Raw genomic sequence first — 22,634 nt, 5'->3', positions numbered from 1 at the left:
CATTGACAAAATAAATTTTGTGTAGCATAATTTAATATTTGATTGACAATTCTTTTCCTTTTTGTTACAATAGGAGGTAGGAAAAGAGGTGGTTGTGAGCATGGCTAACAATGCGCTTACCGAAATCAAACGCAATCTTGATGCTCATGTAGGGCACAAAATCACATTGCGCGCACACGGTGGTCGGAAAAAGACCATTGAACGTACCGGAATTTTGGAAGAAACCTACCCTTCTGTTTTTACTGTAAAGCTTGATGATGAGCATCAAACTTTTGAACGAGTGTCTTACAGCTACGCAGACGTATTAACCGACTCGGTTGAAATCACAGTTTGCGAGGATGATTCCCATACAAGTGTCGAGTACGCTGGGAATTGAATAACTGTTTTATGATAAGGCAGTCTTTATCTCCTGCGGGGGTAGAGACTGTTTTGCTTTGTGAATAGACTTTGCAATTCATTTTTTCTATAATTGGAATATTCGTGGCTATACCTAGCTACCTGCTATGTGTGGGCGTTACCGGAGTGGCTATTTATGCTCTCCAGTATGTCGACGGATACAGTAACAATAAGAACGGACGGAATGTTGAAGGTGGAGGAACCTCATGAAGCTATATGAAAAAGCGCCAGCGAAAATAAATCTGATGCTGGATGTGCTGCACAAGCGCCCGGACGGGTACCACGAGGTAGAGATGATCATGACGATGGTCGATCTCGCCGATCGATTAACGATTACGGAGCTGTCCGGTAATACGATCACGATATCCAGTCAGGCTGGTTACATCCCTCTGGATGATAAAAATCTTGCCTATCAGGCTGCGAACAAGATCAAGGAGCGCTACGGTATCCGCCAGGGCGTGCATATTCATATCGACAAGCAGATTCCAGTCGCCGCAGGTCTGGCAGGAGGCAGTAGTGATGCCGCCGCCGCATTGCGTGGATTGAATCGACTGTGGAAGCTGGATATCCCTCATGCGGACATGATGGAGCTGGGCGCTTCGATTGGCTCGGATGTTCCTTTTTGTATTACGGGCGGCACAGCGCTTGCGACAGGACGTGGCGAACTGCTGACGCCACTACCAAGCCCGCCGGATTGCTGGGTCATTCTGGCAAAGCCGCCGATCAATGTATCAACAGCAGGCGTCTACGGACGTCTGAGAGCGGATCAGATTAAGCAGCATCCATCAGCAGCTGCGATGCAGAAGGCGATTGAGCAGCAATCGTTTGAAGCGATATGCAGTGAGCTGGGGAATGTGCTGGAGGATGTGACGCTCAGTCACTATCCAGAGGTGCAGCAGCTGAAGCAGACGATGCAGCAGCTTGGTGCAGACGGTGTACTCATGTCAGGTAGCGGGCCAACGGTATTCGGCCTCGTTTCCAAGGAATCCAAGGTGGCACGCATTTATAATGGGCTACGTGGATTTTGCCATGAGGTATATGCTGTACGTATGTTAACCTGAGAAGTCCAGGTCGCAATCTTTTTCCAAAAGCCTTCAAGCATGAAGGAGACATTTGGAAAAAGATTGCGATTTTCTTTTACAAAGCCGTACAAAAATGTTATATTCACTTTAATTATTCGGATTTGGGATTTTTTTAGGATAAAAATGTAAATTTTCGTAGATGGTGAGGAGTTAAAGTGAAAAAATTAAAACGGAGCGCGCGTCTGGTCGAGCTGACGCAGTATTTGACCTCAAGACCGCACACGCTTATTCCATTAACGACCTTCGCTGACCGGTACGGAGCGGCCAAATCATCGATCAGTGAAGATCTGACTATTATTAAAGAGGTCTTCGAGGAAGAGGGCATCGGCGAGCTTCAGACGCTGGCGGGTGCAGCGGGTGGTGTGAAATACATCCCGCGTTTGTCCAGAGAGAAGGCGTTCTCGTTTATGAGCGAGCTGTGCGTGCAGATGGAGCAGCCAGATCGACTGCTGCCAGGGAATTATATCTATATGTCTGATCTGCTCGGTCAGCCGGCTACATTGAACGAAGTTGGCAAAATTTTTGCGTCTGTTTTTGCAGACACCCCGATTGATGTGATCATGACGGTAGAGACGAAAGGGATTCCGCTGGCGCATGCGACAGGCACGCAGCTGAATCTGCCTGTTGTGCTGGTGCGACGTGACCACCAGATGACGGAAGGCTCGGCGGTTAGCATTAACTATGTGTCCGGTTCGCATAAGAGTCTGCATACGATGACCTTGTCCAGACGCGCCCTGAAGGAAAAGTCGCGCGTGCTGATTATCGATGATTTTATGAAAGCAGGCGGCACGATTCAGGGCATGGTCGATCTGCTTGGGGAGTTCAATGCAACGGTAGCAGGTGTGGGCGTATTGCTAGAATCCGGCAATGTAGAGGTGGAAGATCGCCTGTGGGCGGATTATGTATCACTCGCCAAATTAACAGAAGTTGATGCAAAAAGTAAGAAAATTACGGTTCAACCGGGAAATTACTTTGAAAATGTGATTATTTGAAGGATTTAGCTTATAAATTGTGAAGTCTAATTGAGAATAGGTATCAGTCAATTTTCTTGAATTCGGCAGAAATCGGCAAAAAACGGCGATCCGACAAAAAAATACACAATTAATTTTCAGAAAAAAGAAGGTGTTTTACTTCCATGTGTGGAAATACACAACCAAGTCTTTATGCAAAAAGGTGGTGAACACACATGGAAATCACGGATGTAAGACTCCGCCGCGTAAATTCCGAAGGTCGGATGAAAGCCATTGCCTCCATCACAATCGATAGTGAATTTGTCGTTCACGACATTCGAGTAATTGATGGGAACAACGGGATGTTTGTCGCGATGCCGAGTAAGCGGACACCGGATGGCGAGTTTCGCGATATCGCGCATCCTATTTCTTCTAGCACACGGGAGAAGATTCAGTCGGCAGTACTGGCTGAATATGAGCGTGCCGGACTGGAAGAAGAAGTTATCGAAGAAGGCGCATAAGCAAGTTCTTTATACTTATTGGGGTTTAAAAGAAAAGGGAGCCACTGGAGCGAGAGCTGTGGCTCCCTTTTCTTTTTGCCCGGAATAAGATATATTCAGTATGGAGTTTTTTGCGGAATATGAAATGAAAGTACACATATACAAGGCTTGAAGCTATCATCATACATTCCATCGATGGAGGGACAACTATTTTGAAAAGATTAGCGATTGTACTGGCAGCAGGCAAAGGAAAACGCATGAAGTCCAAGCTGTATAAGGTGCTGCATCCTGTATGCGGAAAGCCTATGGTCGGTCATGTGCTGGATTCGATTCAGCGTATCGGTTGTGAGCGTAGTGTAGTTATTGTAGGTCACGGTGCTGAGGCTGTTAAAGGCTATCTGGGCGATCGTGCGGAATATGCACTGCAAAGTGAGCAGCTTGGAACAGGTCATGCGGTACGTCAGGCAGAGCCGATGATCGGTAATGAAGAAGGAATTACAATCGTCATCTGTGGTGATACACCGCTCGTTACACCTGAGACGCTGGAGCAATTGATTGCACATCATCAGAGTGAGAGTGCAGCAGTGAGCATTTTGACAGCTTCGATGGACGATCCGACTGGCTATGGTCGTATTATCCGCGGCGAGGACGGCGGCGTAACGAAGATCGTCGAGCAAAAGGACGGTACACCGGAAGAGCTGTTGACAAAAGAAATCAACACAGGTACGTACTGCTTTGATAACAAGCTGCTGTTTGATGCATTATCCAAAATCGATAACAACAATGCACAGGGCGAATACTATTTGACTGACTGCATCCGCATTCTACATGCTGACGGTAAGCGTGTTGCTGCGTATGAGACACTGGATCTGGCAGAATCGATCGGTGTGAATGATCGTGTCGCATTGTCTGAGGCAGAAGGATTTATGCGTGAGCGTCTGGCGAAAAAGCATATGCTGAACGGTGTAACGATCATCGACAAGGCATCTACGTATATTGGTGCAGATGTAGAGATCGGTTCGGATACGATTCTGTATCCCGGTACGATGTTGAAAGGCAATACCGTAATCGGTGAAGATTGCATCATCGGCCCGAACACAGAGATCGATAATTCTGTCGTAGGAAATGGCACAACGATTCGTCAATCGATTGCAGCGGAAGCGAAAGTGGGCAACGCTGTGAATGTGGGGCCGTTTGCTTATCTGCGTCCAGGCACAGAGCTGGCAGATGAAGTGAAGGTAGGCGACTTTGTCGAGCTGAAAAATGCGAAAATTGGTCATGGCTCCAAGGTTCCGCATCTGAGCTATGTAGGAGATGCTGAGGTAGGCGCAGGCGTAAATATCGGTTGTGGTGCGATCACAGCGAACTACGATGGCTATAACAAATTCAAAACGATCATCGAGGATGATGTGTTTATTGGCAGCAACTCCAACCTGATTGCACCGGTACGCATCGGTAAGGGAGCTTATGTCGTTGCAGGCTCGACAATTACAGGCGATGTGAAGGAAAATGATCTGGCTATTGCACGTGCGCGTCAGGAAAACAAAGCCGGTTATGCGGATAAAATCCGTGCAAAAGCGAAAGCAATGAAGGAACAAAACAAATAATTACTGAATCGCGAACAAAATGCCCTATTCGCTGACAAATTATTATATAATATGTAGTGCACAATGCTTGTTGAATAATCGTATCGAACTAATGGCCAAACGCAAATCAAGAGCGAATATAGAGACATAAGCCGAGCTGATGAGCATTCCAATGAACCACCACGGAGGGTTTTAACCATTATGACTTATTGTGATTCCAAATTAAAGATTTTCACTTGTAATTCCAACCCCAAGCTGGCGGGACAAATTGCCGATTATATCGGTATTCCGATGGGCGAGTCGCACACGACCAGTTTTAGTGATGGCGAGATTCAGGTGAAGCTGTCCGAGAGCGTGCGCGGTTGTCATGTGTATGTGATTCAGTCCACCTGTGCTCCGGTCAATGATAACCTGATGGAGCTGCTCGTTATGGTAGATGCACTGAAGCGTGCTTCTGCGAAAAGCATCAACGTTGTTATTCCGTACTACGGTTATGCACGTCAAGACCGTAAAGCCCGTTCCCGTGATCCAATCACGGCGAAGCTGGTTGCTAATCTGATTGAAAAAGCAGGCGCCCATCGTGTAATTGCTATGGACCTGCACGCAATGCAGATCCAGGGATTCTTCGATATTCCGGTGGATCATCTGCTCGGCGTGCCAATTCTGGCACAATACTTCCGCTCCAAGCAAATCGAGAATCCAGTTGTCGTATCGCCTGACCACGGTGGTGTGGTTCGTGCGCGTAAGCTGGCTGATCTGCTCAGCGCTCCACTGGCGATTATCGACAAACGTCGTCCAGAGCCGAACGTGAGTGAAGTTATGAACATCATCGGTAACATCGAAGGCAAGACTGCCATTCTGGTAGACGATATTATCGATACTGCCGGTACGATCGTACTCGGTGCGAACGCACTGATCGAGGGTGGCGTGAAGGAAGTGTACGCTTGCTGTACACACCCTGTATTGTCTGGCCCAGCGATGGATCGTCTGGAAAATTCACCGCTCAAGGAAGTGATCGTGACGGATACCATTCCGATCACACATCCGAATCCGACCAGCAAGCTTAAAGTGCTGTCGGTAGCGCCGCTTATGGGCGAAGCGATCATTCGTGTTCACGAAGAGCTGTCCATCAGTAAACTGTTCGAAATCGAATAATAATCCAGTTATGCAAGAAGGGTTACTTCCTCTGTGAGAGGCAAGTAACCCTTATCGGCGTATCTGCTTGGAATCATCCGGCATCGTCAATAGCCGGGTCTTGAGATGAAGGTATGACGCTGACGATGATATAGCACACGGTTCATCTCAATAAACTGGTGATCATAGGCGGTAATCAGTCCAATATCGACAGGAATGCCATGACGGTAAACCTGGACAGGCATTTCTTGCCGGAAATGATCATAGAAATGGCGATTTTTCAGCAATTGCTGCCCGAAGGTATACATGCTGATGTCCTCCTTGTGCTGGAATGCAGACCGGGATGAGGCATCCATCGCGCGGGTGTACCTGTTGAACAATGTAAACCAATTTTAACAAAAAATAAACGTTCCTGCACAGGACATTCTATTTGAGCGTTCTGCTACTCCCTTTTACAGTGCAACAAGGAGGTAAAGTGGCGAGTACGCAGGCTAGTAGTATATAAATAAAGCAAACCGATATTTTACTGAAAAGAGGAACATACGACGATGAAATGGATTGTTGGGCTGGGAAATCCGGGCTCCGAATATGCCAAGACACGCCACAATGTGGGTTTTATGGCGCTGGATCGGCTGGCGGATCGCCACGGCATTTCCATTAGTCAAAGCAAAAGCAAGTCGCTGATTGGCGAAGGCCATATCGGTGGAGTGAAGGTTGTACTGATTAAGCCGATGACGTATATGAATCTGTCCGGTGAAGCGGTACGTTCATATATGGACTATTACAAGGTAGCGCTGGAGGATCTGATCGTCGTGTATGATGATATGGATACAGAAACCGGCAAGATTCGTCTGCGCTACAAAGGCAGTGCCGGTGGTCATAACGGAATCAAATCGATCATTCAGCATACCGGTACACAGGAGTTTGACCGCATTCGGATGGGTATCTCCAGACCGGAGCCAGGGCATGCGATCGTCGATTATGTACTGTCCCCTTTTCCGAAAAAAGAAAAGGAATTACTCGACGATATGATCGAAGCTACCTGCGATGCGATCGAATTTAGTTTAAAACATACGTTTGAGCAGACAATGGCTAAGTTTAATGGGTAATGATATAATAAGAATTGCTATAAGAATTGTAAATTTTACACGATAACTCCATAAGTACCGCCTTCCACATCCTGTTTTTGCGGGTGAAGAAGGCGGTTGTTTGTAGGCAAACCGAAGTTCAAACCGGTTTGTCGTTTTACCGTTGTGTCGTTTGTGCATCGTAATGTCTATATATTCACATTTTCGCTGATAGGCGGAAGTACAGCATAGATTTGATTTTGACCTGAGGATAAGTGAGGTGCCGCTTTGTTACACACTTTGATTGAGACGTTAGCCAAGGATCAGGACTTTGGCTCTGTAAAAGATGGAATTTTGTCCGGGATGAAGGAGCAGCTCGTATCCGGCTTGTCTGGCTCTGCCCGGCATTTGCTGATTGCGAGTCTGTACCATGAGACACAGCGACCGATTCTGGTCGTTACACATAATATGTTCCATGCACATAAGATTGCGGAAGATTTGCAGGAAGCGCTTACGCCAGAGCAGGTGCTGCTCTATCCTGCTAATGAGCTGGTCGCAGCGGAAAGTGCGATTTCCAGCCCGGAGACGCTGGCTCAGCGTCTGGATGTGCTAACCCAGTGTGCAGCTGGCTTCCGTGGTGTGATTGTCGTGCCATTTTCGGGGGTACGGCGTTATTTGCCTGCGCGCGAGACGATTGCAGGGGCGAAGATTGTGCTGGAGGATGGCGGCACGCTGGAGCTGGAAGCCTTCCTCAAGCGTATGATCGAGCTGGGCTATGAGCGCGTAGAGCGTGTAGAGTCGCGTGGTGAGATGAGCGTGCGCGGTGGGATTATCGACTTTTATCCGGTGACGACGAATCTGGCTTATCGGATTGAGCTGTTCGATGATGAGATTGATTCGATCCGTACCTTTGATCCAGATGATCAGCGTTCGATTGATAAAGTGAAATCGGTAACGATTTTGCCATGCCGTGAGATTATTGCGGATCAGGATCGTATGCGTCAGGCAGCCGATCAGATCGCTGCGCGTCTGGAAATGCAGATCGAGAAGATGAGCGATCGTCAGGCGAAGGCAAGACTGCGTGAAGAGATTGGTCGCGAGATGGAGCTGCTGCGTCAGCATGTGTATTTCCCGGAGATGTACAAGTATATTTCTCTGCTCTATCCCGAAAAGGCGACACTGTATGATTATTTGCCAGAGGATACGGTCATTGTGATGGAGGAGCCTGCGCGTCTATTAGAGACGGCGAAGCAACTGGAACGCGATGAGAGCGAATGGGATATGCATTTGCTGCAAAATGGCAAAAGCTTACCGAATCTGGAGCTAGCAGGACACACGGATGATGTGATGTACCGCAGTGGTCGTCAGACGCTCTGGATGTCGGTCTTCCTGCGTCAGGTGCCACATGTACAGCCAGGCAATATCGTGAACGTGGTTAGCCGCACGATGCAGGATTTCCACGGACAGATGAATGTACTCAAATCGGAAATGGAACGCTGGAAAAAGTCCGGCACCAAGGTCATCATGGTGGCAAGCGGTGAGGAACGCATGGAGCGCGTGCGCCGTGTACTGGATGACTATGATATCGAAACGCCGATTATGATGGATGGTAATCTGCAATCCGGCTTTGAGCTGCCATCGATTCACCTCGCTGTCATTACCGAGGGCGAAATGTTCTCAAAAAAACAGCGTAAAGTGCGCAAGGTCGGCAAAAATGTCGATAATGCTGAACGTATTCGTAGCTATACTGAGCTCAAGGTTGGCGATTATGTCGTACACCAGAATCATGGTATCGGTAAATATATGGGAATCGGTACGCTTGAGGTCGGCGGTATCCATAAGGATTACATGCATATTATGTATGCAGGTGGCGATAAGCTGTCCGTACCGATTGAGCAGATTGATCTGATCCAGAAGTATGTCGGTTCGGAGGAAAAGGAGCCGAAGGTATACAAGCTGGGCGGTAATGAATGGACACGGGTGAAAAATAAAGTTCGTTCATCTGTACAGGATATTGCGGATGACCTGATCAAGCTGTATGCCGAGCGTCAGGCGGCGCCAGGCTATGCATTTGAGAAGGATACGAATGAGCAGCATGAGTTTGAAAATACATTCCCGTACGATGAGACGCGTGACCAGTTGCGTGCGATCGACGAGATCAAGGGCGATATGGAGAAAAATCGTCCGATGGATCGTCTGCTATGCGGTGATGTGGGCTACGGTAAAACCGAGGTGGCGATTCGTGCGGCGTTCAAGGCAGCGATTGAGGGTAAGCAGGTAGCCGTGCTCGTGCCAACGACAATTCTGGCACAGCAACATTATGAGACGTTCCGCGAGCGCTTTGCGGAGTATCCATTTAACATCGGCGTACTGAGCCGCTTCCGTACGCGTAAGGAGCAAAATGATACGATCAAGGGCTTGAAGCAGGGTACGATCGATGTCGTTATCGGCACACACCGCCTGCTATCACAGGATCTGATTTTCAAGGATCTGGGCTTGCTGATCGTTGATGAGGAGCAGCGCTTTGGCGTATCGCATAAGGAGAAGCTGAAGCGTCTGAAAACGAACGTAGACGTGCTCACACTAACAGCGACGCCGATTCCGCGTACGCTGCATATGTCGATGCTCGGCGTGCGTGATCTATCCGTTATCGAGACACCACCGGAAAATCGTTTCCCGGTACAAACGTATGTGGTAGAGCATAGCCCGACCCTTGTACGTGAAGCGGTAGAGCGCGAGCTGAATCGCGGCGGACAGGTGTACTATTTGTATAATAAGGTACAGGGCATTCATGAAATGGCAGCTCACATTTCCGAGCTGGTGCCAGAGGCGCGTGTCGCTGTTGGTCACGGACAGATGTCCGAGCAGGAGCTGGAGAAGGCTATTCTCGACTTCCTGGATGGGGAGTTCGATGTACTCGTCAGCACAAGTATTATCGAGACAGGCGTCGATATTCCAAACGTGAATACGCTCATCGTGCATGATGCTGACAAGATGGGTCTATCACAGCTGTATCAGCTTAGAGGCCGAGTCGGGCGTTCTAATCGAATCGCTTATGCTTACTTTACGTATCAGCGCGATAAGGTGCTAACCGAGGTAGCAGAGAAGCGGCTGCAATCGATTAAGGAGTTTACGGAGCTTGGCTCTGGCTTCAAAATCGCCATGCGAGATCTGTCGATTCGTGGCGCAGGTAACCTGCTTGGTGCGGAGCAATCTGGCTTTATCGCATCGGTCGGTTTTGATCTGTATTCGCAGATGCTGGCTGAGGAGATTCAGAAGCGTAAGGTGACGATGCTGGGCGAGCAGGATCTGAAGGCGAATGACTGGAATACGACGATTGATCTGTCAATCGATGCCTATTTGCCATCGGATTACATTTATGATAGTATCCAAAAAATAGAAATTTACAAAAAGGTTGCTGCTGTCTCTTCCTTCGACGATATTGCCGAGCTGGAAGACGAGCTGCTGGATCGCTTTGGTGAGCTGCCTGAGGCAGTGATCCAGCTGATGCAGGTAGCACGTCTGAAGCTGTATGGTAAACGGTATGGTATCGAGCAGATTTCACGTCAGGGGGACGATGTGAAATTGAAGTTCCACGAGGGACAGGAGAAGGCGTTCGATATGCCGATATTATCCGATGTTGGCAATCGCTTCGAAAGGCGTGTACAATTTAATCAGGGTTCCACCATGGTCATTCAGGTCAAAGGTAAAGGCCTGACCGACCGCGAGCTTCTTGAGCTGCTGTGCAGTTTCCTTGAAGGCGTGATGGAATCATACAAATTAAAGGGGGAACTACAGAATGTGGCCAATTAAAAAAGCTGCTCGCAAAACAGCGGTTTTGACAGCAGGAGCTGTACTTAGCATCAGTCTGTTAGCAGCTTGCACCAACGGGAAGGCAACAGACACCACACAACAGCAAAAGGACAACAGCCCGGTTGTTGCTCAATACGATGGTGGCACCATCACTGAAAATGAGTTCAACAAAGAAGTCAGCATGATGAAATTTTTGACCCCACAATATGCACAAGCATTTGATCAGGATCAATATAGAGACCTGCTGCTTCAGCAGGAAGTCGCTTATAAATCACTGGCAGATCAGGCGAGCCAGGCTGCTAAGGAAGCAGGCGCGAAGCAAGCAGATGAGCAGATCAAGCAGCTCACCTCCAGCGTTGACCCTGAGCAGCTGCAAGAGATGCTGAAAACATCGAACCTGACTGAGCAGGATGTAAAGGATTATATGACACGCGCATTGACCGCTTCCGAAGTAATGAAGGAAAAGGTTACCGATGCCGATGTGCAAAAATATTTTGACTCTCATAAAGATGAGTACACTACAGCTAACGTACGTCACGTGCTGATCGGTCTGCAAAGCGCAGATGGCAAAACAAAACGTACCGATGCAGAAGCGCTGAAACTGGCAAAAGAAATCAAAGCGAAGCTGGATGGCGGCGCTGATTTTGCTGAAATCGCGAAAAAGTACTCGGACGATCCAGGCTCCAAGGACAAAGGCGGTCTGTATGAGAACCAGCCTGTCAGCAACTGGGTAGAGCAATTTAAAGAAGCAACACTGAAACAAAAAATCGGTGTGATCGGTAATCCAGTCAAAACAGACTATGGTTACCACATTATCAAAGTAGAGTCCCGTACAGAAAAGTCATTTGCTGATCTGACAACCGAAGAGAAGGATACCATCAAGTCCCAGCTCGCTTCGCAAAACTTCAGCAACTACATGGCGACTGAAATTCCAAAAATGATTAAGAGCAAAAACCTGCCTAAGGTTGAAGGTGCCGCAGAAGGTGCTACTGATGGAGCCGGTGCAGGCGCTGGCGCTTCCACAGGTACAGGCACTGACGCAACGGGTGGCAGCAATGCAACCGAAGGTACAGCAACAGAAGGCAGCTCCAGCAGCAAATAAGCAGATCCTATTCTGCATGGAAACTGGATGCAATCGAACGACCGAAAATAGCGCGGATATCCGCGCTATTTTTGTGTGATTTATTAATAGGATTAGACAAGCAACATGGCGACACGTATATGCCGCCATAAGGAGGGCCGAATGAATGAAAGACACAGCATCACCGTCATCGCGACTGTTACGCGGCGCCTTTATCCTCGTACTGGCCGCAGTATTATCCAAGCTAATTGGAACGGTTCAGAAAATTCCGCTGCAAAATATTGGCGGTGACGGTGTATTCGGCATTTATAATGCGGTGTACCCGTTTTATACACTGGTGCTACTGATTGCGACAGCAGGCTTTCCGGCTGCGGTATCGCGCTTTGTAGCGGAAGAGATGGCGGCAGGTAGAACAGGCGGTGCACGACGTGTGCTGCGTGTATCATCCTGGATGCTCATCGTCCTTGGACTGGTATGCGGAGCGATCATGTACGCGGCTGCGCCGCTCCTGGCAGCATGGATCGATAATATGCATACCGAGCCAGCGATCCGCAGTGCAGCGCTAGCCTTGCCGCTCGTACCCATTATGGCAGGCTTACGCGGTTATTTTCAGGGAATGCATGATATGATGCCAACCGCGGTGTCGCAGGTGGCAGAGCAGACCATACGTGTTGCCGCCATGGTTATTTTACTGCTGTGGCTGCATAGTCTGAGCGCATCGGATGACTGGATTGCAGCAGGGGCGACATTTGGCTCGGCAGCAGGTGGTGCAGCAGGCTTACTCGTCATGCTGATCTACTGGTGGCTTCATCGGCGACGCACGCGCGATAATGTAGCGATCACGCTACAGGAGGAGCAACAGCCCGTCTGGCCGCTGCTCAAGGCATTATTGCTCTATGCGCTGCCTATTTGCCTCGGCTCGCTGTCAGCGCCGCTGATCAGTCTGGTGGATACATTCACTGTACCGCGTCTGCTCAAGGCGAATGGCTGGACTGAAGCAGAGGCGATGGTGCGCTTCGGTATATATAATCGAGGCATTCCGCTGGTGCAGCTGATGGCGATGCTGGCAACCTCGATGTCAGTATTGTTTATCCCAGCATTGACGGATGCGCGTGTCAGAGAACAGCACGATTTGATTCGCAGTCAGACGAAGCAGACGGTAAACTGGTTCTGGCTGCTTGGTCTGGCTTCCTCTGCGGGTATTGCTGTGCTTGCCGTGCCGATCGATGTGATGTTGTATGAGGATGCTGTAGGCAGCGATACAATCCGCTGGCTGGCATTTACCGGTGTCGGAGCTACCTTATCGATTGTGACGGCAGCGCTACTGCAAGGGCTTGGTTCTGTGCGTGCTCCGGCGGTGCATCTGCTATTATCCACTGTGGTCAAGGCAGTGCTCAATATTATACTGGTGCCACATTACGGTATTAATGGTGCAGCTATTGCCGGTATTGTAGCGTATAGCCTGGCTGCGGTGCTCAATGTACTGCTGCTCATTCGAATAACACGCTTCCCGGTATCATGGCGTGAGATGATCGGCAAGCCGGTGCTCGTAACTGTCGTGATGTGTGCAGGCGTGCTTGTCTGGCTCCTGTCGATGCAGCTTGTGCTGACCGGGCTCGGCATGCATGAACGATTAGAGTCGCTGATCATTGCTGGCGGCGGTGTGGTTATCGGGGGAGCGTTATTCCTGATCGGCTTGTTCCGTACCAGACTGATGACCGAGCAGCAGGCAGCTGCCCTTCCCAAAATCGGCAGCCGTCTGGTACCCTTATTGAAGCGAATGAAAATTATAAATAGATAACTGATCGGAGGAGAAGCGATGAGTGCTGTAATTACGATTGTCGGGCTTGGCTCTGGCGATACAGACCAGCTCACTGTAGGCATTTACAATAAGCTACAGGCAGCCAAGCGGCTCTATGTGCGCACAAAGGATCATCCGGCATTGTCAGCGGTCACGGCCGAATTTGTGACCTTTGATGATGTGTATGAATCACGAGATTCCTTTCCAGAGGTGTATGCGGAGATCGCAGAGCGTCTGTTACAGGCAGCCAGCGATGCTGGAGTCAGCGAGGAGATTGTTTATGCAGTTCCGGGTCACCCGATGGTAGCGGAGCGTACGGTGCAGATTTTGCGGGAAAAGGGCAAAGCACTGGGAGTCGATGTGCAGGTACTGGGCGGCGAGAGCTTTTTGGATGCGGCGTTTACGCGTCTTGGGTTTGACCCGATCGAAGGCTTCCAGCTATTGGATGCTTCTGGACTGAACGCACATCTGCTCCAGCCCCGTTTGCATACGGTGATTGGACAGGTTTATGATACGTTTACTGCTTCGGATGTGAAGCTTAGCTTGATGGAGCTATATCCGGATGATTATGAGGTGACTGTCGCTCATGCGCTTGGCGTACAGGGACAGGAGCAGATTCGTCAGGTGCCGCTACATGAGCTGGATCATGTGCAGGATTATGGTAATCTATCGCTGATCTATGTACCACGTACAGACGATGAGGCTGTGCGTTATCGCACCTTTGAGCGGTTACATGAGATTGTGGAGATTTTGCGCAGTCCAGGTGGCTGTCCATGGGATCGCGAGCAGACGCATCAATCGCTACGACAGAACTTTATTGAAGAAACGTATGAAGTGCTGGAGACGATTGATGAGGATGATCCGGATCATATGCAGGAAGAGCTGGGCGATGTGCTGCTGCAAATTATGCTGCATGCTCAGATCGAAGAGGAGACGGGTACATTCAATGTGTATGATGTGATCGAAGGATTGAACCGCAAGCTCATTTTCCGTCATCCGCATGTGTTCGGTGATCGTGAGGCTGGCGATGCACAGGCAGCCCTGCAAAATTGGGATGCGATGAAGGCAGAAGAAAAGCGTCTGAAAGGTCAGAATCCAGACGAGGCATCGGTACTGGACGGCATTCCACGCGATCTGCCAGCATTACTAACCGCATACAAGCTGCAAAAGAAAGCGGCCAAGGTTGGCTTTGACTGGAACGATGTAGAGGGTGCACTGGGCAAGCTTGATGAAGAGCTGGGAGAACTGAAGGAAGCGATTCGTGACGGGCAAACTGCTGAGGAGCAGCTGCTGGAGCTAGGCGATCTGCTATTTTGTACTGTGAATGTGGCACGCTTCATGGGCGCTGATCCTGAGCAAGCGCTGGCGCTCGTAAACCTCAAGTTCAAGCGTCGCTTCGGCTATATCGAGCAGTCGCTCCGTAGTCGCGGACTCACGCTGAAGGATGCGGACTTAAAGGAAATGGATCGGCTGTGGGACGAGGCTAAGGCGCAAAACAAGTGAATATTTTGCAGGAATTTGGGCTTGAGCCAAGAATGTACTATACTTAGAGAGCGGCTGTGTGTTAACATGCTGTTCATGGGACAGCACATGTGACCCAGTTGAATTTTTCTGAAAATTTGGGAGGCTTTTAATAATGAACAAAACAGATCTGATTAACAACATTTCGAACAATAGCGGTTTGACTAAAAGAGACGTAGAAGTTGTACTGAACGGTTTTCTGGATGAAATCTCCGGCGCACTGTCCAAAGGTGACAAAGTTCAACTGATCGGCTTCGGAACTTTCGAAACTCGTAAACGCGCTGCACGTACTGGTCGCAACCCACAAACTGGTGCAGAAATCAACATCCCTGAATCCAACGTACCTGCTTTCAAAGCTGGTAACAAGCTTAAAGAAGCGGTTAACTAATGCGTCTGGACAAATTCCTGAAAGTGTCCAGACTGATCAAGCGCCGCACCGTGGCCAAAGATGTGTCTGAACAGGGAAGAGTCCTGTTAAACGGGCGTGAGGCCAAACCGAGCGCCACGGTTAAGGTCGGCGACGAGATCACCGTCCAGTTCGGTCAAAAGCTGGTTACCGTTCGGGTAGAACGTCTGGCAGAGACCACACGCAAAGACGAAGCAGCAACGATGTATACGCTGATCAAGGAAGAGGCGGTTCCGCGAAGCAACGATCTATTCTGATTGCTCTGGTAATCTGATGATCATTCGCGGACAAGCTTGTTCTCGGGTATACAGATGCGGCGACGAATTTGCTCCATCACATATCAAAAAGCTACTTTGACGTCGTTTTCGACAGACAAAGTAGCTTTTTGTCATTTTCTTTTAGTTACAAAGTGTTACTTTTTCTTGAATTGTGGTAATGTAAAGGTATATTCGGTAGTTATGTTAATCAGAATCAATTCGTTATGATGATATAGCGTACTACGATGTTATCCATTTGTCCGAAGGAACGGACAGATGACTCGATATGAAGTATTGTTCAAGGAGGAACCCCGATGATACCAAAACCAGTACCCGTACATAACAGTCGCCCGCAGCCGCAGAGAAGGCAGTCATCACCGTCCCCGTCACCGAATCCTGGCGCGCGCAAGCGTCTTCGGCTCTGGATGGTGTTCATGGCGTTATTCCTGGCATGGGCGGTGTATTCATTTATCAACCAATCCCTGCAATTATCTGCCAAGCATGAGCAGCTTGCCGAGCAGCAGCAAAAGCAGGCCGAGACACAAGCCGCGCTGAATCAATCACAACTTGAGGTGAAGCGTTTGGAAGATCCAGAGTACATCGGTCAGATTGCACGTAAGCAGTATGGCATGTATTTACCGGGTGAGAAACCGATCTGGGCGACCGAACCACCAGCAAATAAGTAAATATTGACGCGAAATAAGCCGTAAGACGGGGGTTTATCGGTTGACCTTGTTAGGGGCTTCCGGTATAATTTAATCACCGCAGGTAGCAATCCAAGTAGGATTTTACTGTACATTTTAAGGGAGGATCATTTTACTCTATGGCAATTGAAGTGGGCACCAAGTTAGAAGGCAAAGTGACAGGCATTACACACTTTGGAGCATTTGTAGATCTGTCTGGAGGTGTCACTGGTCTTGTTCACATCTCGGAAATTGCCGACAATTACGTCAAGGATGTTAACGACCACCTCAAGCTGGGCGATGTCGTTACAGTCAAAGTAATCAATGTCGACAAGGATGGAAAGATTGGACTTTCGATTAAACAAGCAGTAGACAAGCCAGCAGAAGCAGCACCATCTTCAAGACCACCATCATCCAGACCACCTCGTCCGGAATCACGTGGCGGTGGCAGAGATGGAGGAGATCGTCCTGGTGGTGGCGGTGGTTTCAACCGCGATCGTGGAGGTCGTTCTTTTAACAAGCCTTCTTCTCCTAAAGCTTCATTCGATGATAAATTGACTCGTTTCCTCAAGGATAGCGAAGAACGTATTTCATCATTGAAAAAAAATACGGAATCCAAGCGTGGAGGCCGTGGTGCCAAGCGAAGCTAATCCTCACCTGGCATACAGTATATAAATAACGACCGCGGACGCAGCAGCGTCTGCGGTTTTTTGCATTCTCATCAAAATAACTACGAATCGTAAATAATGCAACTGGATATGGTACACTGGGAAAAGCACATCTGGAAGGAAGGAGAGACTCGGTTGTCGACAATGGAACATTCCGAACTGCCGGCAGGCACAACGGTAACGGGAAGATCAAGAGGGCAGCAGTACGTGATTCAGCGTACACTCGGCAAAGGCACCAACGGGATTGTATATCTCGTGAGCACGATGCAGGGACAACTCTATGCACTCAAGATGGCAACCGTGAACCATAATCTGCAGCCGGAGATCAAGCTCCTTTTTTCTTTACATAAGCATTGGAAAATAACCGGGCGCAACGACTCCAACCGTTATTTATACGATGTGGATGATTATGAGCAGGATGACAGCGTCATTCCCTTTTATGTGATGAAGTATGTAAAAGGTCAGCCGCTTAGCGCCTTCCTACGCGCACGCGGAGCAGACCGCATCGGAATGGCAGGCACAGGCGTGCTAGAGCTATTGTCCGAGCTACACGAATCAGGCTGGGTATTCGGTGACCTGAAGGCAGAGCATGTTATTGTGAGTGACGAGGGTGGGGTCGATCTGATCGACTATGGAGGCGCTCGTCCTCAAGGGCAGAGCATTCACCAGTTTACCGAATGGTATGATCGTAAATACTGGAATGCTGGCGATCGGGTTGGCGATTATGCCTATGATCTGTTTGCCTTTGCGGTGATCTGTCTCAAGCTGTTCAATGAGCCGGGGCTTCAGCGGATTATTGCTACGCAGCTACCACAGGTACGCGGTGAATCCGATCTGGTGCAGCTCATCGATCAGACGCCCGGACTGCGACTATATAGCGATTGGCTCAAAAAGGCAGTCCGTGGTGAGTTCCGCAGTAGCCGGGAAGCCTACCATAGCTGGAGAGCGATCAGTCGCTCTGGCTTGCCAGCAAGCCGCAATATGAATGATATGATGACCGTGCAACTGCGCCGCGCGTTTTTGTGGTCTTTATTCGGGTTAGGGATTGTACTGCTGGCTATTTATTTTCGCGGTTAATATAGGGGCAGCGAATAGGGGATTTAATAATGTGACATTGTAATAGACGTGCCTCGCCTTGAGCAATCGCACAGGCAACACGAGAGGATAGGAGAGAGCAGGGGATGAGATCACAGACATGGCACGATATGCTGGAGCATGTGCGGGAGCTGCGTCGTGAATGGGGCTTTGCGGCTGAGGGATGCACGATCGTTGTCGCAGTATCCGGTGGACCCGATTCCATCGCGCTGCTGCATGTGCTGCATGCGCTATCTGGCGAATATAACTGGACGCTCATCTGTGCGCATATGAACCACGGCTTTCGCCCGGAGGAGTCAGCTGAGGAAGCGGAGTTTGTACGAGGGATTGCTGCTGAGCTAGATATTCGCTTTGAGCTGGCAAGCGTCGATACGCCTGCTCATATGGAGCGTACCGGACAGGGAGCACAGGAGGCTGCGCGTGAGCTGCGTTATGATTTTTTGCAGCGAACTGCGCAGCGCTACGGAGCAACTACGCTTGCACTTGCTCATCATATGGACGATCAGGCCGAGACAGTACTCATGCGTATTTTGCGCGGAACCGGGACCGAAGGACTCGGCGGAATGAAAATATATCGCGTCGAAAAAAATCTGGAACTTATTCGCCCATTTTTACGTATATACAAGGCAGACCTTGTACATGTGTGTCAGCAAGGCGGTTTGGCGTATCGGCTGGACAGCAGTAATAGGCAGCGTAAGTACACACGCAACCGCATTCGACTGGACGCTCTTCCTTTTCTGGAGCAGTTCAACGGGCAGCTGGTTCCTACACTTGCAAGGCTGGCTGAAATTGCCGGAACAGAAAATGATTATATCCAGCAACAGACCGAGGCGCTCTATGCCAAACTGGTTAAAGAGAAAGCAGGATCATTTTCATTTTCCGCAGCTTCCTTTTGTACAGTGCCTGTCGCTTTACAACGGAGGTTGATTAAACTAATATTAAATTATCTGTCATCGGCGAACGAGACCTTTGATTTCAACAAAATTGAAATCATTCGTTGTCAGATTGAACGAAGCGATCTCGCAAGCTGGAGTCTGGACGTTGGAAGTCGGGTCATCTGCTTCAAAGAGTATGATGAGATTCGTTTGATACGTGCTTCCGAGCAGAAGGCAGAGCCCTTCTGCATTCCTGTACAGCATGCCAATGCTGTCATATCCATACCTGATGCTTCCATGCAAGTGGAAGTGAGTATGCAGGCTGGAAAGGATCGTTCTCCCGATGCGCTAAGGCTTTCTTCAGACGAAGCGTTTTTCGATGCGGATGAATTGGATTTTCCGCTTTATTTGCGTTCCCGCCGTCCGGGCGATATCATCACCCTGATCGGAGGCGGAACGAAAAAAGTAAAAAATCTTTTTATCGATGCCAAGATTCCATTATCTCAGCGCGATCGTATGCCGTTACTGGTCGATGCCAGCGGACGCATATTATGGATTCCGGGGCTACGGCGTGCACGAGAGGCGCTGGTTCGTTCTGAGAGTGATCGCTGTCTTTATATGAAAATTGTAAAGTCTGAAGATTAATGTTTGATTTCCATCGATTTAGCTTGATAAGTATAATGTAGGAGGTTCATCCAAGTTGCACAACGATATTAAAGAAGTGCTCATCAGCGAAGAAGAGATTCAACAGAAGATTTTGGAGCTGGGGGCTACGCTCAGTGAAGACTACAAAGGCCGCAACCCGCTCGTTATCTGCGTTTTGAAAGGCGCATTCGTATTTATGGCTGATCTGGTAAAACGGATCGAGGTACCACTTGAGATCGATTTTATGGCAGTATCCAGCTATGGTGCTTCCACCAAATCATCCGGTGTGGTCAAAATCGTCAAGGATCTGGATGTTTCCGTTGAAGATCGGGATGTTCTGATCGTTGAGGATATTATTGATAGTGGTCTTACGCTTAGCTACCTTATCGAAATTTTGCACGGCCGTAACGCGAAAAGTGTGCGTGTCGTGACACTGTTTGATAAGCCATCCGGTCGTACCGTGAACCTTGAAGCAGACTATACTGGATTCAACATTCCAGATGCTTTCATCGTGGGCTATGGTCTGGATTATGCTGAGCATTACCGGAATCTCCCCTACATCGGGATTTTAAAACCGGAAATTTATTCGAGCTAATTACCTTGCCTGAGAATACCTGGTATTCTGAACCTCATAGACAGAAAGCTAGCTTGGGTAGCGATTTGGCTGTCTTAGCTGACAATATCTGTTATTGTGCTCTGGCATCTATTGAGAACGCCAGACGGGCTATGGTAAAATAATTTAAGTGTCTTGAGAGGAGGTAGGGGATGAATCGGTTCATCCGGAATTCTGGTTTCTATTTAATACTTTTCTTAGTCGTGGTGGGCATCGTCCGTTACGTCAGTGACGGAAGCGAAACTACCGATAATCCAAGATATGACCAGCTCAAAGCAGCGCTGGCTGCCGGTAATGTGTCGTCGGTTACGCTTCAATTCGACAACTATGCTTACCTGGTGACCGGTGAGTACAAAACTCAGCCTGCTGATGCCAAATCCAAGCAATTCACTTCGTACATCCCTGCCACTGATGCAGCGTTGGATGAAGTAGATGCTGCGATGGCGAATTCAGGAACGCAGGTGACTGTGAAGCCGATGGAGGGCGACAGTATCTGGCTGTCCTTTATCACTTCAATGATCCCGCTCGTTATTATGTTTATCCTCTTCTTCTTCCTATTTAATCAGGCACAAGGTGGCGGCGGCAAAGTGATGAACTTTGGTAAAAGCCGTGCCCGTCTGTATAACGAAGAGAAGAAAAAAATTACATTTGAGGACGTAGCTGGTGCGGATGAAGAGAAGCAGGAGCTTGTGGAGGTCGTTGATTTCCTCAAGGATCCACGCAAATTCAATACCGTTGGCGCACGTATTCCTAAGGGCGTTCTGCTCGTAGGTCCTCCAGGTACTGGTAAAACGCTCCTTGCCCGTGCAGTAGCAGGGGAAGCTGGCGTACCATTCTTCAGCATTTCCGGTTCGGACTTCGTCGAAATGTTCGTCGGTGTCGGTGCATCTCGTGTGCGTGACCTGTTTGAAAATGCGAAGAAAAATGCACCTTGTATTATCTTTATTGACGAGATTGATGCGGTAGGTCGTCAACGTGGCGCCGGTTTGGGTGGCGGACATGACGAACGTGAGCAAACGCTCAACCAATTGCTCGTTGAAATGGATGGCTTTGGCGCGAACGAAGGTATTATTATCGTCGCAGCAACGAACCGTCCTGACATTCTCGACCCGGCGCTTCTGCGTCCAGGCCGTTTTGACCGTCAAATTACTGTTGATCGTCCAGACGTTAAAGGCCGTGAAGCGGTACTCAAAGTACACGCTCGCAACAAGCCACTGACGAAGGACGTCAAACTCGATATTATCGCAAAACGTACAACAGGCTTCACCGGAGCGGATCTGGAGAACCTGCTGAACGAGGCTGCACTTCTGGCAGCACGTCGTAACCGTCGTGACATTTCCATGACTGAGGTAGACGAAGCGATTGACCGCGTTATCGTAGGTACAGAGAAACGCAGCCGCGTGATCAGCGACCGCGAGAAACGCATCGTGGCTTACCACGAAGCAGGTCATACCGTTGTCGGTTACTTCCTGGAGCATGCGGATATGGTACACAAAGTAACGATCGTACCGCGTGGCCGTGCAGGCGGATACGTGATCATGATGCCGAAGGAAGATCGTACACTCGTAACGAAGCAAGAGCTGCTGGATAAAGTAACCGGTCTGCTCGGCGGACGTGTAGCGGAAGAATTGTACATCGGGGAAATTGGTACCGGTGCATACAGTGACTTCCAGCAAGCGACTAGCATCGTACGTAGCATGATCGTTGAATACGGTATGAGTGAGAAGCTTGGACCGATGCAGTTTGGTAATTCTCAAGGTCAAGTATTCCTTGGTCGTGACTTCGGTCATGAGCAAAACTATAGTGATGCGATTGCACACGAGATCGATCAGGAAATGCACCGTTTCATTACGGATTCGTATGAGCGTTGCCGTGAATTGCTGCAAAAGCATTCTCGCGAAATGCACCTGATTGCTCAAACGCTGCTTGAAGTGGAGACACTGGACTTCGAACAGATCAAGCAACTGATCGAAACAGGTTCTCTGGATGGTACTGGCGAAGGCACAGACGGCGGCAACGACGGCACGCCTAATGAAGCTGGTGAACCAACCTTCGATAGCATCGGTGACTCTCAGGTTCGTCTGGATAAAGATGATACTCCTTCGACTTCTCCGGAAGCAGGCGGTAACATTCCGAACAATCCAAATGACGATTCCGGCGATAACCGTGGACCAGGCGGCGGAACCCCGACGATCTGATCCAGCATTTCCATCGTTATTTTTGAACAGCCTGTGATGCAGGTAATTGCAGTATCCCATATGGATGTACATGATAAACCTCCGAAGGATGTATTTCTTCGGAGGTTTTTTTGTTATATCTGTTTTGTTACAGCTAGGTTAATATCGATGGTTTAACTAGAGGCATATGGAGGGGAGGTCAGTAGATTACTGTCCTTTACTTGAAGACGCATCCGTATTGTGTAAGCGAGAAGTCAGTCTGCCACCTGATCGTCTAAAATTTT

The 22,634-nt window shown here is 49.0% G+C and carries 20 protein-coding genes; 19 read left to right on the top strand and 1 reads right to left on the bottom strand.

From position 1 onward, the window contains the following. Positions 1–100 precede the first annotated feature (100 nt). The 6 genes from veg to IEX62_RS21510 all read left to right on the top strand — a co-directional run bounded on the left by veg (position 101) and on the right by IEX62_RS21510 (position 5,669). Positions 101–376 carry a biofilm formation stimulator Veg gene (gene veg / locus IEX62_RS21535; RefSeq protein WP_188778141.1) on the top strand — a complete coding sequence of 92 codons (276 nt, stop codon included), beginning with the start codon at positions 101–103 and terminating at the stop codon, positions 374–376. Between the two features lie 226 nt (positions 377–602). Continuing rightward, positions 603–1,457 carry a 4-(cytidine 5'-diphospho)-2-C-methyl-D-erythritol kinase gene (gene ispE, locus IEX62_RS21530; protein WP_188778140.1) on the top strand — a complete coding sequence of 285 codons (855 nt, stop codon included), beginning with the start codon at positions 603–605 and terminating at the stop codon, positions 1,455–1,457. A 176-nt stretch (positions 1,458–1,633) separates the two neighbouring features. Beyond that, complete coding sequence (gene purR, locus IEX62_RS21525) at positions 1,634–2,470, top strand: pur operon repressor (protein WP_188778139.1); 837 nt, start codon at positions 1,634–1,636, stop codon at positions 2,468–2,470. 194 nt (positions 2,471–2,664) lie between these two features. Continuing rightward, positions 2,665–2,949 carry a septation regulator SpoVG gene (gene spoVG, locus IEX62_RS21520; protein ID WP_188778136.1) on the top strand — a complete coding sequence of 95 codons (285 nt, stop codon included), beginning with the start codon at positions 2,665–2,667 and terminating at the stop codon, positions 2,947–2,949. 191 nt (positions 2,950–3,140) lie between these two features. Further along, entirely contained in the window at positions 3,141–4,535 is a 1,395-nt protein-coding gene (gene glmU, locus IEX62_RS21515) for a bifunctional UDP-N-acetylglucosamine diphosphorylase/glucosamine-1-phosphate N-acetyltransferase GlmU (protein ID WP_284446446.1), read from the top strand. Between the two features lie 180 nt (positions 4,536–4,715). Continuing rightward, positions 4,716–5,669: a ribose-phosphate diphosphokinase gene (locus IEX62_RS21510; RefSeq protein WP_188778134.1), complete on the top strand. Its 954-nt coding sequence runs from the start codon at positions 4,716–4,718 to the stop codon at positions 5,667–5,669. A gap of 86 nt (positions 5,670–5,755) precedes the next feature. Here IEX62_RS21510 and IEX62_RS21505 read toward each other — a convergent pair whose 3' ends face one another. Then, entirely contained in the window at positions 5,756–5,956 is a 201-nt protein-coding gene (locus IEX62_RS21505; RefSeq protein ID WP_188778132.1) for a hypothetical protein, read from the bottom strand. A 240-nt stretch (positions 5,957–6,196) separates the two neighbouring features. Between IEX62_RS21505 and pth the strand changes: the two genes are divergently transcribed. The 13 genes from pth (at position 6,197) to ftsH (ending at position 22,371) form a co-directional block, all read left to right on the top strand. Next, complete coding sequence (gene pth, locus IEX62_RS21500) at positions 6,197–6,757, top strand: aminoacyl-tRNA hydrolase (RefSeq protein WP_188778130.1); 561 nt, start codon at positions 6,197–6,199, stop codon at positions 6,755–6,757. Positions 6,758–7,003: 246 nt separating this feature from the next. Beyond that, positions 7,004–10,528 (top strand): transcription-repair coupling factor, encoded by a 3,525-nt coding sequence (gene mfd / locus IEX62_RS21495; protein WP_188778128.1) that lies wholly within the window; start codon positions 7,004–7,006, stop codon positions 10,526–10,528. Next, positions 10,515–11,630 carry a peptidylprolyl isomerase gene (locus tag IEX62_RS21490; RefSeq protein WP_188778126.1) on the top strand — a complete coding sequence of 372 codons (1,116 nt, stop codon included), beginning with the start codon at positions 10,515–10,517 and terminating at the stop codon, positions 11,628–11,630. Before mfd ends, IEX62_RS21490 begins: the two co-directional genes overlap by 14 nt. Positions 11,631–11,775: 145 nt before the next feature. Further along, positions 11,776–13,410, top strand: a complete 1,635-nt coding sequence (locus tag IEX62_RS21485; RefSeq protein WP_188778124.1) for a putative polysaccharide biosynthesis protein — start codon at positions 11,776–11,778, stop codon at positions 13,408–13,410. Positions 13,411–13,428: 18 nt separating this feature from the next. Next, positions 13,429–14,913: a bifunctional methyltransferase/pyrophosphohydrolase YabN gene (yabN, locus tag IEX62_RS21480; RefSeq protein WP_188778122.1), complete on the top strand. Its 1,485-nt coding sequence runs from the start codon at positions 13,429–13,431 to the stop codon at positions 14,911–14,913. Between the two features lie 133 nt (positions 14,914–15,046). Then, entirely contained in the window at positions 15,047–15,319 is a 273-nt protein-coding gene (locus IEX62_RS21475; RefSeq protein ID WP_188778119.1) for an HU family DNA-binding protein, read from the top strand. Then, positions 15,319–15,594 (top strand): RNA-binding S4 domain-containing protein, encoded by a 276-nt coding sequence (locus tag IEX62_RS21470; protein WP_188778117.1) that lies wholly within the window; start codon positions 15,319–15,321, stop codon positions 15,592–15,594. The genes IEX62_RS21475 and IEX62_RS21470 overlap by 1 nt, the downstream gene beginning before the upstream one ends. A gap of 314 nt (positions 15,595–15,908) precedes the next feature. Beyond that, positions 15,909–16,280 carry an FtsB family cell division protein gene (locus tag IEX62_RS21465; RefSeq protein WP_188778115.1) on the top strand — a complete coding sequence of 124 codons (372 nt, stop codon included), beginning with the start codon at positions 15,909–15,911 and terminating at the stop codon, positions 16,278–16,280. 137 nt (positions 16,281–16,417) lie between these two features. Further along, complete coding sequence (locus IEX62_RS21460; RefSeq protein ID WP_188778113.1) at positions 16,418–16,927, top strand: S1 domain-containing RNA-binding protein; 510 nt, start codon at positions 16,418–16,420, stop codon at positions 16,925–16,927. Positions 16,928–17,089: 162 nt separating this feature from the next. After that, positions 17,090–18,022, top strand: a complete 933-nt coding sequence (locus IEX62_RS21455; protein ID WP_229686008.1) for a protein kinase domain-containing protein — start codon at positions 17,090–17,092, stop codon at positions 18,020–18,022. Between the two features lie 104 nt (positions 18,023–18,126). Next, the gene (gene tilS, locus IEX62_RS21450; protein ID WP_188778109.1) at positions 18,127–19,560 is read left to right on the top strand and encodes a tRNA lysidine(34) synthetase TilS; all 1,434 of its coding nucleotides are present in this window, start codon (positions 18,127–18,129) and stop codon (positions 19,558–19,560) included. Between the two features lie 55 nt (positions 19,561–19,615). Then, positions 19,616–20,155 carry a hypoxanthine phosphoribosyltransferase gene (gene hpt / locus IEX62_RS21445; RefSeq protein ID WP_188778107.1) on the top strand — a complete coding sequence of 180 codons (540 nt, stop codon included), beginning with the start codon at positions 19,616–19,618 and terminating at the stop codon, positions 20,153–20,155. 170 nt (positions 20,156–20,325) lie between these two features. Next, entirely contained in the window at positions 20,326–22,371 is a 2,046-nt protein-coding gene (gene ftsH, locus IEX62_RS21440; RefSeq protein WP_188778105.1) for an ATP-dependent zinc metalloprotease FtsH, read from the top strand. The last annotated feature ends 263 nt before the right edge of the window (positions 22,372–22,634 follow it).

It is taken from the genome of Paenibacillus hunanensis (assembly GCF_014645615.1).
Lineage (GTDB): Bacteria > Bacillota > Bacilli > Paenibacillales > Paenibacillaceae > Saccharibacillus > Saccharibacillus hunanensis.
This window is presented reverse-complemented; position numbering and strand designations above follow the sequence as displayed.